This is a genomic window from Devosia sp. FJ2-5-3 (genome assembly GCF_029201545.1).
Classification (GTDB): Bacteria; Pseudomonadota; Alphaproteobacteria; order Rhizobiales; family Devosiaceae; genus Devosia.
Genome location: NZ_CP104007.1, coordinates 711,804 through 725,088, shown reverse-complemented (window position 1 = coordinate 725,088; position 13,285 = coordinate 711,804). Strand labels below are relative to the sequence as shown.

The 13,285-nt window shown below is 63.1% G+C and carries 12 protein-coding genes; 5 read left to right on the top strand and 7 right to left on the bottom strand.

The window, feature by feature from the left end:
- Nucleotides 1-163: 163 nt before the first annotated feature.
- The gene (locus tag N0P34_RS03610; protein WP_275605653.1) at nucleotides 164-634 is read right to left on the bottom strand and encodes an Rrf2 family transcriptional regulator; all 471 of its coding nucleotides are present in this window, start codon (nucleotides 632-634) and stop codon (nucleotides 164-166) included.
- 119 nt (nucleotides 635-753) lie between these two features.
- Between N0P34_RS03610 and N0P34_RS03605 the strand changes: the two genes are divergently transcribed.
- Complete coding sequence (locus tag N0P34_RS03605; protein WP_275605652.1) at nucleotides 754-1,680, top strand: pirin family protein; 927 nt, start codon at nucleotides 754-756, stop codon at nucleotides 1,678-1,680.
- Here the strand turns inward: N0P34_RS03605 and sthA are convergent.
- Nucleotides 1,652-3,142: a Si-specific NAD(P)(+) transhydrogenase gene (sthA, locus tag N0P34_RS03600; RefSeq protein WP_275605651.1), complete on the bottom strand. Its 1,491-nt coding sequence runs from the start codon at nucleotides 3,140-3,142 to the stop codon at nucleotides 1,652-1,654. The genes N0P34_RS03605 and sthA overlap by 29 nt on opposite strands.
- Nucleotides 3,143-3,282: 140 nt before the next feature.
- Complete coding sequence (locus N0P34_RS03595; protein WP_275605650.1) at nucleotides 3,283-4,113, bottom strand: prephenate dehydratase; 831 nt, start codon at nucleotides 4,111-4,113, stop codon at nucleotides 3,283-3,285.
- Between the two features lie 256 nt (nucleotides 4,114-4,369).
- Here N0P34_RS03595 and N0P34_RS03590 point away from each other — a divergent pair, with 256 nt between their 5' ends.
- From N0P34_RS03590 to N0P34_RS03580, 3 genes are all read left to right on the top strand, one after another.
- Nucleotides 4,370-5,581, top strand: a complete 1,212-nt coding sequence (locus tag N0P34_RS03590) for a cytochrome c family protein (protein WP_275605649.1) — start codon at nucleotides 4,370-4,372, stop codon at nucleotides 5,579-5,581.
- Nucleotides 5,582-5,657: 76 nt separating this feature from the next.
- On the top strand, nucleotides 5,658-6,596 hold the full coding sequence (locus tag N0P34_RS03585; protein WP_275605648.1) for a glyoxylate/hydroxypyruvate reductase A: 939 nt from the start codon (nucleotides 5,658-5,660) through the stop codon (nucleotides 6,594-6,596).
- A 72-nt stretch (nucleotides 6,597-6,668) separates the two neighbouring features.
- Entirely contained in the window at nucleotides 6,669-7,343 is a 675-nt protein-coding gene (locus tag N0P34_RS03580; RefSeq protein WP_275605647.1) for a YqaA family protein, read from the top strand.
- Nucleotides 7,344-7,395: 52 nt separating this feature from the next.
- Here N0P34_RS03580 and N0P34_RS03575 read toward each other — a convergent pair whose 3' ends face one another.
- The gene (locus N0P34_RS03575) at nucleotides 7,396-8,745 is read right to left on the bottom strand and encodes a leucyl aminopeptidase family protein (RefSeq protein ID WP_275605646.1); all 1,350 of its coding nucleotides are present in this window, start codon (nucleotides 8,743-8,745) and stop codon (nucleotides 7,396-7,398) included.
- Nucleotides 8,746-8,896: 151 nt separating this feature from the next.
- On the opposite strand from N0P34_RS03575, the gene N0P34_RS03570 reads away from it, so the two are divergent.
- A complete protein-coding gene (locus tag N0P34_RS03570; RefSeq protein ID WP_275605645.1) occupies nucleotides 8,897-9,667 on the top strand; it encodes a tetratricopeptide repeat protein in 771 nt (256 codons plus the stop codon).
- Between the two features lie 96 nt (nucleotides 9,668-9,763).
- Here N0P34_RS03570 and N0P34_RS03565 read toward each other — a convergent pair whose 3' ends face one another.
- From N0P34_RS03565 to N0P34_RS03555, 3 genes are read right to left on the bottom strand one after another with little or no spacing between them, the layout of a single operon-like run.
- Nucleotides 9,764-10,759, bottom strand: a complete 996-nt coding sequence (locus N0P34_RS03565; RefSeq protein WP_275605644.1) for a type II secretion system F family protein — start codon at nucleotides 10,757-10,759, stop codon at nucleotides 9,764-9,766.
- 18 nt (nucleotides 10,760-10,777) lie between these two features.
- Complete coding sequence (locus tag N0P34_RS03560; RefSeq protein ID WP_275605643.1) at nucleotides 10,778-11,755, bottom strand: type II secretion system F family protein; 978 nt, start codon at nucleotides 11,753-11,755, stop codon at nucleotides 10,778-10,780.
- 3 nt (nucleotides 11,756-11,758) lie between these two features.
- A complete protein-coding gene (locus N0P34_RS03555; RefSeq protein ID WP_275605642.1) occupies nucleotides 11,759-13,258 on the bottom strand; it encodes a CpaF family protein in 1,500 nt (499 codons plus the stop codon).
- Between the last annotated feature and the right edge of the window lie 27 nt (nucleotides 13,259-13,285).

Here is a 13,285-nt window from a genome sequence, read left to right as displayed (position 1 = left end):
CTGGAAACTTCGAGCCGCTTCATGCAGCCCTTTCACGATGGGTAGAATTGTACCGATCCTCTTAAAGCCCAGTTAATGATGGCAGGTCACCGCCGATTAATTATGGCCGTTGGGGAATTTATCATCATTACCCGGTTCTTAATCATCGCGCCCAGGCAATGACTTAGCCCTCGCTCTCTGCCCCGTGACTGTGGGAAAAGGCGTCGCGCCACTGCCCATATTGTGGGGCGAAACGGGCATTGAGCTCGGCCAGCGACACTTCCCCGAACCGCGCCAGCAAAAGAGTTTCGGCGGCAGCAAAACTCTCTTCGAGAGCGGAGTTGACCGCCTTTTCGACCGCACAATCGGGATGGTCCGAGCGATGTCCGATCGCAAGGAGCGAAGGACTGCCCAGCGCCCTGTAGATATCGAGAAGGGTGATCGACGCCAGCTCGACGGCCAGCCGCCAGCCTCCGCCATGCCCCTTTTCGGAGCGCACATACCCCGCCTCGCGCAGGCCCGCCATGACGCGCCGAACGACCACGGGATTGGTATCCATCGCGCGGGCGAGAGTTTCGGAGGTAACGGGGCCATCATACTGCGCCATGTGCAGCAGCACATGCAGCACGCCGGAAAGTCGACTGTCTCGGTTCATGCCAAGGAGATGGTGCGCCGGCACGAGCAATGTCAAGTCGGCCGGTTACACGCATGTTCCGCCTCGACAGGCCGGCCATGCGGCACCACAGTGAAAGCTGCCCGGAAAGGAGTTCGCCGATGACCTGGCTCCCCCATTACGATCCCATTGCCGGTGACACCGAGAGCTGTGACGCCCTCGAACTGGTTATCGTCCCTCGAACCCGCGATCTGGGCGACGGCTTTCCAGTCCGCCGGGCCCTGCCCCATGGCAAGCGGCAGATGGTTGGCCCCTTCATCTTCTTTGACCATTTCGGGCCGGTGCAGTTCCTCGCCGGCCAGGGCATGGACGTCAAACCTCATCCCCATATCGGATTGTCGACGGTCACCTATCTCTTCGATGGAAAAATCACTCACCGCGACAGCGAGGGGAATGTCCAGGATATCCGTCCGGGCGCGATGAACTTGATGACCGCCGGCAGCGGCATAACCCATTCGGAGCGGACGCCGGAAGTCGAACGCGCCAGCGGCCACACCATGCTGGGCCTGCAGAGCTGGATCGCCCTGCCGCAGGACCGTGAGGAGATCGCCCCCAGCTTCCAGCATTTCGCCTCGCAAATCCTTCCCACCGTCAGTGACAACGGGCTCTCGGCCCGCATCATTGCCGGACGGGCCTTTGGCCGCCTGTCCCCGGTGCAGACGGTGTCGGACTGGTTCTATGTCGAGGTGAGCCTCGCCGCAGGGCTCAGCGCCCCGCTCGACACCGAATATGAGGAGCGCGCCATCTATCTGGTGGAGGGCACCATCACCATTGCCGGCGACACCTTCGAAGGGCCGCGCCTGCTCGTCTTCCGGCCCGGCGACGCCATTACCGTAAAGGCAGTGACCCCGGCGCGGATGATGTTCCTCGGCGGCACCGCGCTCGAAGGCCCGCGCTATATCTGGTGGAACTTCGTCTCCTCGAGCCGCGAGCGGATCGAACAGGCCAAGCAGGACTGGAAGCAGGCCCGCTTCGGCGCCGTGCCCGATGAGAGCGAGTTTATTCCTCTGCCCGAGAAGAGCTACTGACCGGATCCGGCGTTTCCGGGCTGGCATCGGGCGTGGGTGTCGCCTTGTCCATCACCGGCGCGGCGGGCGTCACCCGGGGCATGCGGTTCCAGGCATCGAGCGCGGCGATCTTGTAGGCCTCGGCCAGCGTCGGATAGTTGAAGGTGTTCTCGACGAAATAGTCGAGCGTGGCGCCCAGATTGAGCACGGCCTGGCCGATATGGATGAGCTCGGTGGCTCCTTCGCCCACGATGTGCACGCCGAGCAGCTTTCGCGTGTCGAGCGCCACGATCATCTTCATCATGCCCGACTGCAGCCCCATGATGTGACCGCGCGAGGTTTCGCGGAACCGCGCCACGCCGCATTCATAGGGGATCTTCTGCTCGCGCACCTGTTGCTCGGTGAGCCCGATGGTCGAAATCTCGGGCACCGCATAAATCCCATAGGGAAAGAAAGCCGGTGCCGGGGGCATCCTCGCGCCAAAGGCGTGCAGCGCAGCGATTCGCCCCTGTTCCATCGAAGTCGAGGCAAGGGCGGGAAACCCGATGACGTCACCGGCGGCGTAAATATGAGGTATTTGCGTCTGAAACGTCGCCGGGTCGACATGGAGACGCCCGCGTTCATCGGGCACGACCCCACAGGAGGCGAGCCCCAGATCGGATGTGGCGCCCACGCGGCCGGCTGCATAAAGCAGCATGTCCGAACGGATCTGCCGGCCATCGGTAAGATGGGCAATGGCCCAGCCCTGAGCATCCTTTTCGACCCGATCCACCTTGCCGCCCAACCGCATGGTCAGCCCGCGATGACGCAGGTCATGGGTAAATTCCTCGATGATCTCGCGATCGATGAAGTCGAGGAAATTGTCGCGCGGCTCGATGACCGTGACCGGCACGTCCAGCGCCGAGAAGATCGTGGCATATTCGATGCCGATAACGCCCGCGCCCACGACCGTCAGGCTGCGCGGCACGCGCAGATCGCTGATCAAGGTGTCGCTGTCGAGAATTGTATGGGTGTCGAACTCGATATTGGCCGGCCTGAACGGGGCCGTTCCCACCGCGATAACGGCGAAGTCGAACCCGAAGACGACTTCGTCTCCGGCATGATCGGTCACCACGACATGGTGGTCGTCGCGAAAGCGCGCGATGCCGCCGAAAGTCTTGACACCATTGCGGGCAAACTGGTGTTCGAGCACCTCGATCTCATAGTCGAGCGTCTTGCGCAGCCGCGCGCCGAGATCCTTGCCCTCGATGTCCTTCTTGACGCGATAGGACATGCCGTAAAAGCCGCGCTCCCGCCAACCGGAGAGATTGAGCACGGTCTCGCGCAGGGTTTTGGAGGGAATGGTGCCGGTATGCACCGACACTCCACCGAGGCGCATGCGGTTCTCCACCACCAGCACGGACTTGCCCAGCTTTGCCGCCTGTATGGCGGCGCGGCGACCGGCCGGTCCCGAACCGATGACGATGAGATCGAAATGCTCCACGGGATTTGCCCTCGTTTCCAGACAATGGATCGACGCAGGGCGCACCACCCTGCAGCTACAGGGTGGACCATTGTCTCAGCAGTCGCGCAAGAAGAAAAAAGCAAATGGCTTTCAGCGGACTGCAGATTGGAACGGCAGGACTACTCGCCCGGCTGGGAAGACGGATAGACGCCCAGGATGCGGAAGTAATCGGTAAAGAAATTCAGCTCCTCGAATGCCAACTGCACGGACCGGTCGTCCGGATGGCCTTCGATATCGGCGTAGAACTGGGTGGCCGTAAAAGCCCCGCCCACCATATAGCTTTCCAGCTTGGTCATGTTGACGCTGTTGGTGGCGAACCCGCCCATGGCCTTGTAGAGCGCAGCCGGCACGTTGCGGACGCGGAACACAAAAGTGGTCTTGACGGCAGCACCCTGTTCGGCTCGCTTTTCACTGGGCGAAAGAACCAGGAACCGCGTCGTATTGTGGTCGGCGTCCTCGATATTGGATGCCAGGACATCGAGCCCGTAGATTTCGCCCGCAAAGCGCGAGGCGATGGCGGCCACGCTGCGGTCACCTTTTTCGGAGACTTCGCGCGCCGAGCCGGCCGTATCGACCGAGTTGATGGTGCGCAGGCCGTTCTGGCTGATGAAACGGCGGCACTGGCCCAGCGCGACCGAAAGCGACTGCACCGCCTTGATATCCTCGAGCGACGCACCCGGCACGCCCAGGAGCGTCATTTCCACCCGCAGATAGGTCTCTCCCACGATGTGAAGGCCGCTCTCGGGCAGCAAGTGATGGATATCGGTGATGCGGCCATAGAGCGAATTTTCCACCGGCACGACGGCAAAATCGGCGCGTCCGGACTGAACGGCGGCAAGCGTCTCCTCGAAGGTGACGCAGCCCACGAACTCCTCCCCCGGAAACACTTTGGCAGCCGCTGCGTGGCTGAAGGCTCCAGGTTCGCCCTGGAAGGCGATTTTCTTGCTCATGGGAGGATCCGTTAAAGGTGGGACCTGCGGGCTTTAGACGCGCCCCCATGGGGTGTCAATCTCGCGCGGTTGCAGCTAGGAAGGGGAAAGGAACGGGGGAAATGTCGCACCGTGGTTTTGCCCTGTTGCACAGGGCGGGCCGTGATACTATCTTCCGCGCGCGCCGGACTGGCCTGTTGAGGCGGATATCTTCGTTGATATCGGGCTTGGCCAGTCTGTAGAATTGTCCACGGGGATGGACCGGCAGAGAGACCAAATGGATTCGTTCGAGCTAAATAAAATCATGGGCGCCGTCCTCGGCACGTTGTTGTTTGTGATGGGCGTCGGCTTCTTGGCCGAAGCTATCTATCACCCGGTTGAGGGCCAGGGCCCGGGCTATGCCCTGCCCGAACCTGAACTGGTTGCCGGCGCGCCGGCGGAAGAGGCACCAGCGCAGTCGATTGGTTTCTTCCTGGCCAGCGCCAGCGCCGAGCGCGGCGCTGCAGCGGCTCGCAAGTGCCAGTCCTGCCACAGCTTCGGCGAAGGCGAGCCCAACAAGATGGGCCCGAACCTCTACAACATCGTCGAGGCCTCCAAGGCCCACGCCGAGGGCTTTGCCTATTCCGACATCCTGCTCCAGCAGAAGGCAGAAGGTCAGGTCTGGTCCTATGACAACCTCAATGCCTTCCTGACCGATCCCAAGGCCTATGCCCCGGGCACCAAGATGAATTTTGCCGGTGTTCGTTCGCCTGAAGAACGCGCCGACATCCTGGCCTATCTCCAGACCTTGTCCGCCACGCCCGTAGCCTTCCCTGCCGCGGAAGATGTTGCTCCTGCCGCCGACCAGCAGGCCGGTGCCGCCGAAGACAATGGCCAGTCCGAAGAAGACGCGCAGATTGCCCTTCTGATGGCCAGCGCCACCGCAGAGCGCGGCGAAGCTGCCGCACGCAAGTGCCAGTCCTGCCACAGCTTCGGCGAGGGCGAGCCCAACAAGATGGGTCCGAACCTCTACAATCTGGTCAATGGCCCCAAGGCCCACGCCGCCGACTACGCCTATTCGGACATCCTGCTCCAGCAGAAGGCCGAAGGTCAGATCTGGTCCTTCGCCAATCTGGACGCTTTCCTGACCGACCCGAAGGCCCACGCCCCCGGCACCAAGATGAACTTCGCCGGTGTGCGCGCCCCCGAAGAACGCGCCAACATCATGGCCTATATGCGCAGCCTGTCGCCCGACCCCGTTCCGCTGCCGGGCGCCGGCAGTGCCGCTGACGCACCCGCAGTCGACGCGCAGACCACCCCGGCCCCGGAAGGCACCGAGCCGACGGCACCTGCTGCGGCCACCGCGACGCCGACCACCACCTCGACCGAAACGCAGGTCGAAGGCACACCGGTTGGTTCGGGCACTCCGGCAACCGAGTCGGCCCCGGCAAATCCTGCGCCTGCCGCAGGCGCCGACGCACCGGCAACGCCTGCCGCGCCCGCCCAGTAGGCACTCGCCTTCTGATGCAAAACCATTCGAGCCGCGCCCTTGCGCGGCTCTTTTTTTGAGGGGGTAGACCAGACCAATGTTGTTGCTTCACCTGACCGATGTCGACGAGTCCCGCTGGGGCAACGCCTATGCAGAGGCGCTCGGAACCTATCCCGTGGTGCGCCGGGGAGACGATTTTAACCCCGCCGATATCGAGTATATCTTTGTCTGGAAACCCAAGGCCGACGCCTTTGACGGCCTGACCGGCCTCAAGGCCGTGCTCTCGCTCGGCGCCGGCGTCGATGCGCTGCTCAAGCATCCGAATTTGCCCGATGTTCCTATCGTACGCTTCGTCGATGATCAGCTCAGCCAGCAGATGACCGATTATGTGGTGGCACACGTCACCATGCATCACCGGCGCTTCACCCGCTTTGCCGCCGACCAGAAGGCGCGGACCTGGCGCCAGTTCTATCCCCCCATTTCAAGCGAAACGAGTGTGGGTATCATGGGCCTCGGCGTGCTCGGCCAGGACGCAGCCCGCCGCCTGCGCGCACTCGATTTCACCGTGCGCGGCTGGAGCCGCAGCCCCAAGAGCATCGAGGGTGTGGAGTGTTTCGCCGGCCCCGGGCAGTTCGAAGCCTTTCTCGCGGAAACCGATATTCTCGTCGATCTTTTGCCGCTGACCCCCGACACGACCGGCATCCTCAATATGGAGACGTTCCGCAAACTGCGGCGCGGGCGCCTCGAAGACGGACCAGTCATCATCAACGCTGCGCGGGGCGGCCATCAGCGCGAAGCCGATATCGTCGCAGCCCTCCAGGACGGCACGCTGGGGGCCGCCAGCCTTGACGTGTTCGAAGTGGAGCCGCTGCCCCAGGACAGCCCGCTCTGGTCCCTGGAAAATTGCTTTGTCACCCCGCACATCGCGGCAATTTCCAACCCCCGGACCGGGGTTCGCTACTTCTCCAAGATCATCAGCGACCATCGCTCCGGCAAGCCCTTGGTCAATGTCGTGGACCGCGACCGCGGCTATTGACGCAATTTTCACTGGCGCCGTGACATTTTTGCAGGCAAGCATGGTGCCAGGACCAGACTATCAAGAGATTGCATGACCGAAACCGCGATTGCCAACAAGACCAGCCTGTACGACCGCCTGAAGCGGGCGACCCGGCACAGGCTGGCCGAGCCGATCCTCGCAGCATTGTGCTTCCTCGAAGCCATGATCCTCCCGATATTCCCGGAGATCATGCTGGCCCCGATGATCATAGCAGACCGGACGCGCGCCTGGAGACTGGCCGCAATCTGCACGATCTCCTCCGTGATCGGCGGTCTCGCCGGTTATGCGATCGGCTATTTTCTCTTCGATACCGTCGGGCGGCCGATCATCGATTTCTATGGTGCCGGGGACGGGTTCGAATCCCTGCGCCACAGCTTTATCGACAACGGCCCGCTGATGATCATCATCGGAGCCATCTCTCCCATCCCCTATAAGGTGATCACCATCACCTCGGGCGTGGCGGGATTGGACCTCTGGACCTTTGTCATCTACGGGCTGATCGGGCGGGGTCTCCGCTATTTCGTGCCCTGCGGCCTCTTCTACTTTTTTGGCCCCATCGCCGGCGAATTTATCGACAAGCACAAGAAATGGGCCGGCTGGGGCATGGTCGTCCTCGTGGTCGTCGGTTTTGCCATGGCCCCGCTCCTGTTTCCCAAGAGCGGCACGGCAGTGATGGATGCGCCGATCGAGCAGGCCGTCGGCGTCGACCTAGTGCCCGAAAGCTGAAATGAAAAACGGGGGCCGAGGCCCCCGTTTCCTTTTGGCGATTGTGCTCCGCCTATGATCCGTAGCGTTGCCGGATCACGCCATAGACGGCGCGGATCGCCTGGTCGGTGGCGCCCACTGGCCGCCCGGGACGCGCTTCCGGCGCCCATCCGAAAATGTCGAGATGCACCCAGGCCTTCGCCTTCGACACGAAGCGGCGCAGGAACAACGCAGCCGTCACCGATCCGGCAAAGCCACCCGCACCGGTATTGTTGATATCGGCGATCTTGGACGAGAGCTGCCCGTCATAATTGCCCCAGAGCGGCATGTGCCACAGCGGGTCTTCCACCGTCAGGCCGGTTTTTACCAGGTCCTGGGCCAATGTCTCATCCGTCGCATAGAGCGCCGGCAATTCCGGCCCCAGCGCGACGCGGGCAGCGCCGGTCAAAGTGGCCATGTCGACAATGAGATCGGGGCTTTCCTCGTCGGCCAGCGCCAGCGCATCGGCGAGGATCAACCGCCCTTCGGCATCGGTATTGCCGATTTCGACCGTGAGCCCCTTGCGGGAGTGCAGGATATCGCTGGGCCGGAAGGCATTGCCTGAAATGGCATTTTCCACCACCGGCAGCAAGACGCGCAGCCGCACCTTCAGCTTTGCGGACACAATCGCATGGGCAAGGCCCAGCACATTGGCCGCCCCGCCCATATCCTTCTTCATCGCCAGCATGCCGGCCGCGGACTTGATATCCAGCCCACCCGTATCGAAGGTGACGCCCTTGCCCACCAGTGTCACCTTGGGGTGGCTCTCATCACCCCAGCTGAGGTCGATGAGGCGCGGCTCCTGCGCACTGGCGCGGCCGACGGCGTGGATCATCGGGAAATTGGCAGCCAGGAGCGCCTCGCCCCGGGTCACATGGATCTCCATATAGCGCTCGCGGGCGAAATCCCCGACGATCATCTCAAGCTCGTTCGGGCCGAGATCGCTGGCCGGCGTATTGATGAGATCCCGCGCGAGGGTCGCGGCCACCACGTGCCGGTCCACTTCCGCGGCATCGGCCCGCTCATCGAGCACCAGTTCGGCCACGTTCTTGGCCTCCCGATAGCGATCGAAACGATAGGCGCCGAGACGGAACGCGATGGACGCCAGCGTATGGTCGCCAACTTCCCCTTCGAGCTTGTATTGCCCCGGCGGCAGCGCCGCAGCGGCCAATCCGGCAACAAAAGCGGGCCGTGCGTCCTCGGGCCCGATGCCGAACACATAGGCCTCGATCCCGCCCTCGCCATCCGGCAGTGCCAGAAGCTTGCCGCGCTGGCCTGAAAAGCCGTTGGCTTCGGCCCATTGACGATTTTTGGGGGACAGGCCGGCGGCATCGAGTCCCGTGTCGGACACAAGGCGCACGGGCAGTACAGTCGGGGCGGACATGAACATCTCCAGAATATGGAATTGGCTACGCTTCTATCCCCCCGGCAGGGCTGCGGCAACGCCCCAGAAAACCTCCGTTTAACCGGCTGTTAGGGTTAATGATTTATTGCTCGAAGCGTGGATTTGTCGCCCGCGTCGGGAGTGCCGTGCCGTGTTGCCATCGAACCGCTTAGTCCAATCCTGCCGTGTCCTGCTTCTGGCCGGCGTCGCAGCTTTGGCTCTGGGGGCCTGCGCCTCCAATCGCGGTCAGCTCGGCAGCACGGACTATGCCGGCCTCTCCGCCAGCGACCGCCAACAGACGCTTGCGGAACTGACCGCCCGCTACAAATCCAATCCGCGCGACCGCAACCTCGTCATCCACTACACCGCCGCCCTGCGCGCCGCCGGACAGTCCGAGCAGGCCGCCGCGGCCCTCGAACAGGCCATGTCCGCCTATCCGGGGGACGCCGAACTCGCCATCGCCTACGCCAAGGCCCTGACGGCCATGGGCCGGTTCGACCAGTCCATCGGCGTGCTCGACAGGGTCATCCGCCCCGACGCGCCAGATTGGAACGCGCTTCTCGTCAAGGGCGCCGCGCTCGACCAGATGGGCAGGCATGCCGAGGCCCGCGCGCTCTACCAGCAGGCTGCACTGATCGCCCCAGCCGAAGCCTCGGTCGAAACCAATCTCGGCCTGTCCTATGCCATGACGAGCGATCTCGCTTCGGCGGAGCAGCATTTGCGCCGGGCCCTGCAGATGCGTGGCGCCAATACCAGGACCCGCCAGAACCTGGCCCTGGTCGTCGGACTGCAAGGCCGGTTCAGCGAAAGCCGGGCCCTCTATTCCGCCGAGCTGCCGCCTGAGCAGGTCGAGGCCAACATGGCCTATGTCCGGGCCCTGCTGACCCAGCAGAACCGCTGGGATCTCATCGAAAAAAGCTGAGTTTGCGGAGGGCGCTTCCGCGGCCCCACCCACCGGACCGATCCCTTCCCCTTCCAGCGGAGGTTGGGAGGGAGCGCGCCAAGGCGTCGAACGCGCCTACCCCATCAGCCCGTTGCTCATCACCTTAATGATGGCTGGGGCCATGATGACGATGAACAATACCGGCAGGAAGAACAGGATCAGCGGCACGGTCAGCTTCGGCGGCAGGGCTGCGGCCTTCTTTTCGGCGTCCATCATCCGGGTTTCGCGCCCCTCTTCGGCCATCACGCGCAGCGCCTGGCCCACGGACGTGCCGTAGCGATCGGCCTGGATCAGCGCGGTCATCACCGCTTTGACATTGTCCAGCCCGGTGCGGCGCCCGAGATTGTCGTAGGCGCGGCTGCGCTCCTCGAGAAATGACAGTTCGGCCGTGGTCAGCGTCAGCTCTTCTGCCAGTTCGGCGCTCTGCTGCCCGATCTCCCGCGCCACCCGCTTGAAGGCGTGCTCCATCGACATGCCCGCCTCCACACAGAGCAGCAGCAGGTCGAGGCAATCCGGCCAGGCGCGCCGGATCGAGGCCTGTCGCTTCTGCGTCGCGTTCTTGAGCATCAGCACCGGCAGATAGGCGCCCACCAGCCCGGCACCGATTGCATAAGTGACGTTGAGGAAGACCGGCCGTTCACCCGGCATGACGACGAGCAGGTAGAAAGCGGCAATCGCGAAGATGATGATCGGGGCGGCAAGGCGCTGGAAGAGGAACGTCGTCAAATGTCCCTGGCCGCGAAAGCCGGCCATGGCAAGCTTGTCGAGCGTGGTGTCGTCCTGGAAGGCGCGCTTGAGATCAAACCGATCCACCGCCCGCTTCATATAGGCCTTGGTTTCGCCGCTCCGGCGCGCGCTTGTGCGCGCATCCGCAGCATTGCCGCCGCGCAGGCGCGCCATTTCCTCGGCGCGCAAGCGGTCGCGCTCGACAGCGACCCGCCTGATGCGCTTGCGCATATCCTGCTTGACGACGAGGCTGGAGCCGAAGGTGAAAACCATGGCGGCAGCAGAGATCGCGGCCAGGATGCCGATCAGAAATTCCCGCTGGGTCAAGAGTTCGACAATGTTCACGCCATTACCCGCCTGAAGCTAGATTTCGAACTGGATCATGCGGTTCATGGCGAACGCGCCCAGGCACATCATGAGAAACGCCACGCCGAGCCAGAGATTGCCAAGCGGGGTATGGAACAAGGGCTGGAGATATTCTGGCGATACCAGCGAGACGAGGATGGAGACCACCACCGGCAAGGATCCGATAATGCCGGCAGATGCCTTTGCCTCCGAGGACATGGCGGCGACCTTCTGCTTCATCTTCTTGCGATTGCGCAGCACCCGCGCCAGATTGCCCAACGCTTCGGAGAGATTGCCGCCGGCCTGTTGCTGGACCGAGATCACCACCACGAAGAAATTGACCTCCGGCAGCGGCACCCGTTCATAAAGCACCTGCACGGCCTCGGTCATGGAAAAGCCGAAGGCCTGCTGGTCGAGGACGCGGCCGAATTCGGAGCGCACGGGCTCTTTGGTGTCCTTGGCCACGACGCGCATGGAATCATTGAGCGGCAGGCCGGTCTTGACGCCGCGCACGATCGCTTCCACCGCATTGGGCAGCTCATCGAGGAAAGCGTTCTGATATTTCTTTCGCTTGCGACCGATATAGAGCCGCGGCAGCAGATAGGCGCCAGCCAGCGCCAGGATCGCCGCGAAATAATAGGGCACCTGGATGACGAGCAGGACCAGGAACAGGACAATTCCCAGGATCACGCTGTTGCGGATGAAATGGCCGGTACTGATGGTCATGCCCGCCTGGAACAGGAGATCGGGCAGACGCACGCGGCGCTTGGCCGCCAGCTCCTCGTTCTGGGCCTTGAGCGCCTGTTGCACGCTCTTGCGGCGCTGGTCGCGGACGCGTCCGGCATCGACCTCGCGCCGATTGGTGCGGATGTCGCCCTGCAGCGCCTTGCGGCGCTTCTGCGCGCGGTCATCGCCCAGAACCGAGGGAACGAGCGCCACGCCGGCCGCTCCGATTGAAATCACGGCCAGGATGAACAGCAGCACCACATTGGTCATCGATCAGCGCCCCAATATCTCGCGTTGCTCGGTATTGGACTGTTCCAGCGCCTCGACCAGATTGGCCTCCTCGTTGAAATAGCGGGCCCGCTCGGTAAATTGTGGCTTCGTGATGCCGGTCGAGCGGTGCTTGCCGAGCAGCATGCCGTTCCCGTCTTCCCCCATGATGTCATAGACGAAGATGTCCTGGGTCACGATCACGTCGCCTTCCATGCCCAGCACTTCGGAAATGTGGGTGATGCGGCGCGAGCCGTCGCGCAGGCGGGCTGCCTGGACGATGACGTCGATCGAGGAAACGATCATCTCGCGGATCGTGCGGCTGGGGAGGCTATAGCCGCCCATGGTGATCATGGATTCAAGGCGCGACAGGGCTTCGCGCGGGCTGTTGGCGTGCAGCGTGCCCATCGAGCCGTCATGGCCCGTATTCATCGCCTGGAGCAGGTCGAAGCTTTCGGGTCCGCGCACTTCGCCCACGATGATGCGTTCGGGACGCATGCGCAGGCAGTTCTTGATCAGATCGCGCATGGTGATCTCGCCCTCGCCCTCGAGATTGGGGGGGCGGGTTTCGAGGCGTACCACATGGGGCTGCTGCAGCTGGAGCTCGGCGGAGTCCTCGCAGGTGATGACGCGCTCATCCTTTTCGATGAAGGCGGTCAGGCAATTGAGGAGCGTCGTCTTGCCCGAGCCGGTGCCGCCGGAGATCAGCACATTGGCGCGGACGCGGCCAAGGATGCGCAGCACTTCGGCCCCTTCGGGCGATATGGAGCCATATTTGACCAGCTGCGCGAGCGTCAGCTTGTCCTTCTTGAATTTTCGAATTGTCAGCGCTGCGCCATCAATAGCCAGCGGTGGCGCGATGACGTTGACGCGCGAGCCATCGGGAAGACGGGCGTCGCATATGGGCGAGCCTTCATCGACGCGGCGGCCGACCTGGCTGACGATGCGCTGGCAGACATTCATCAGATGGGCGTCGTCGCGGAAGCGCACATTGGTCAGGCGCACCTTGCCGCCGACTTCGATGTAGCATTTCTGGCTGCCGTTCACCATTATGTCGGAGATGTCGTCCCGCGCCAGCAGCGGCTCGAGCGGACCATAGCCGAGCACGTCGTTGCAGATATCCTCGAGCAGATCTTCCTGCTCGGAGATCGACATGACGATGGATTTCAGCGCGATGATCTCGGCGACGATATCGCGGATTTCCTCGCGCGCCGCCTGGCTTTCCATGGTCGCCAGCTGGCTGAGATCGATGGAGTCGATCAGCGCGTTGAAGATGGCCGACTTGGTCTGGAAATACTCCCGGTCGCGCTGGACATCGGCCGGCGCGCGCACATCGAGAACGTCGTCCGTGGTCTTGACCCGCCCCGCCATGCCTTCGTCAAATGTCCGGCGCGCCTGTTCGGGCGTCGGCGCAATCGGCGCAGCGCGAGGCGGACTGGAGATGGGCCGGGGGATTTCCCCGACGCCCGGAGTATTTCCGCCGAAACTGGTACGCTTGCCAAACATTGTCGAAAATTCCTTGCTTCGTCAGTC

Coding starts and splice junctions, on each gene's coding strand:
- N0P34_RS03590 (WP_275605649.1), top strand. CDS start 4,370: ATGGATTCGTTCGAGCTAAATAAAATCATGGGCGCCGTCCTCGGCACG.
- N0P34_RS03585 (WP_275605648.1), top strand. CDS start 5,658: ATGTTGTTGCTTCACCTGACCGATGTCGACGAGTCCCGCTGGGGCAAC.
- N0P34_RS03580 (WP_275605647.1), top strand. CDS start 6,669: ATGACCGAAACCGCGATTGCCAACAAGACCAGCCTGTACGACCGCCTG.
- N0P34_RS03555 (WP_275605642.1), bottom strand. CDS start 13,258: ATGTTTGGCAAGCGTACCAGTTTCGGCGGAAATACTCCGGGCGTCGGG.
- N0P34_RS03605 (WP_275605652.1), top strand. CDS start 754: ATGACCTGGCTCCCCCATTACGATCCCATTGCCGGTGACACCGAGAGC.
- N0P34_RS03595 (WP_275605650.1), bottom strand. CDS start 4,113: ATGAGCAAGAAAATCGCCTTCCAGGGCGAACCTGGAGCCTTCAGCCAC.
- N0P34_RS03575 (WP_275605646.1), bottom strand. CDS start 8,745: ATGTCCGCCCCGACTGTACTGCCCGTGCGCCTTGTGTCCGACACGGGA.
- N0P34_RS03610 (WP_275605653.1), bottom strand. CDS start 634: ATGAACCGAGACAGTCGACTTTCCGGCGTGCTGCATGTGCTGCTGCAC.
- N0P34_RS03560 (WP_275605643.1), bottom strand. CDS start 11,755: ATGACCAATGTGGTGCTGCTGTTCATCCTGGCCGTGATTTCAATCGGA.